The organism is Amycolatopsis sp. NPDC003676 (assembly GCF_053587275.1).
Map to the genome: position 1 here is coordinate 1 of NZ_JBSFNS010000334.1, position 1,249 is coordinate 1,249.

A 1,249-nucleotide genomic window follows, 5' to 3' on the forward strand; every position below is an offset into this window, starting at 1 on the left:
GGCCGATGTTCCGTGCGGCGTTGCAGCTGTGGGCCGTCGCGTCGACTGATGATCAGCTGCGCGACGTGCTTGTTCCGCTGGGGCCGACCAGGCCTAGGGTGTAGGTGTAGCGCGCGAGCGTGCGGTAGTCCCGCAAGACGATGAGCAGGGTGATGAACACCACGATGCCCAGGCCGGTCCACATGATCTGCTGGTTGGCATCGGGGGAGGGAATGGGGCTCGAGTCGTACGCGGCCTTCTGCGCGTCCGCGAGGTCGAGCCGATGGATCAGCACCAGCCCCAAACCGTTGAGCAGCGCCACGATCGGTAGCAGCAGTGGGTCGGCGAACGGCGCGAACCGCCGCACGGCCAGATGCGCGATACCGAACAGCGCGAGAAAAGCCAGTCCGTACTTGGCGATGTCCCAGGTGATCGACTGTTCCTGGCTCGCCTCGACGATGAACAACGACACCGTCGTGATCCCCGCCGCCCCCGCCAGCAGCAGCAACTCCTGGTTGCGTCGCGTCGACGGGGGTGGTGCTGGCGCGAATCCGCCAGGGGGGCTGGGGAAAGCCCCAGCCGACGGCGGTGCCGGAGCGGACATCAGTCCGTCACCCGGCAGTTCTCCCCTGAGATCTGCGGAGTTGTCGGGGGCACGGTCGTCGTGGTCGGGGCAGGCGTGGTGGTGGTCGGCGCCGCGGGCTGATCGGGGCCGGGTGTCGGCGCGCCACCGGGGGTCACCGGCGGCTGCTCGGTGGGCAGCACGCCGGGCTGGGGCACCGATTCCTTCTTCGGGCAGGGCGGCAGCAGTTCCTTCTGCAGCAGCTTCATGCTGTCGCGCGCCTTGTCCAGCGAATCCGGCGGCAGGCCCTTCTGGACCTGATCGCGGCCGGTCTGCTTGAGATCGCTGACCATCAGCTTCTTGCAGCCGGCCGGCGCGGATTCGCCGACCTCGACCAGCGTCAGCTCACCCTTGCTGTTGACGCAGCCGGTGAGCTCCACATCGTGGATCGAGTAGCCGAGGATCGAACCGGGCAGGCCGCGCATCACGACCACCTGATCGTTGTCGGCGCCCACGTAGTAGTTGCTGCGAATCATCTTGTAGCCGACCACGAGTCCGACGGCGACCGCGGCGATCAGCGCCAGCGAGAGCAGCAGCCAGCGCAGCTTGTGCGACTTCGGCTCCGGCGGCGGGGGCGCGGCGGCGGCCCGGCGCGGCTGGGCGCGCGGCGGGCGCATCGCGGCGGCCCGGCCAGCGGCGGTGTTCGGC

1 protein-coding gene and 1 pseudogene are annotated in these 1,249 nt (G+C 69.3%); both read right to left on the bottom strand.

Features of this window, described 5'->3' with window-relative positions:
- Positions 1 to 52: 52 nt before the first annotated feature.
- Positions 53 to 583, bottom strand: a complete 531-nt coding sequence (locus ACWDNU_RS46195) for a hypothetical protein (protein ID WP_449673489.1) — start codon at positions 581 to 583, stop codon at positions 53 to 55.
- Positions 583 to 1,249, bottom strand: a pseudogene (locus tag ACWDNU_RS46200) (hypothetical protein); the annotation flags it as partial. The gene ACWDNU_RS46195 and the pseudogene ACWDNU_RS46200, both read right to left, overlap by 1 nt.

Excerpts from the sequence above, each read along its gene's own strand:
- ACWDNU_RS46195 (WP_449673489.1), bottom strand. The coding sequence starts at position 583 with ATGTCCGCTCCGGCACCGCCGTCGGCTGGGGCTTTCCCCAGCCCCCCT.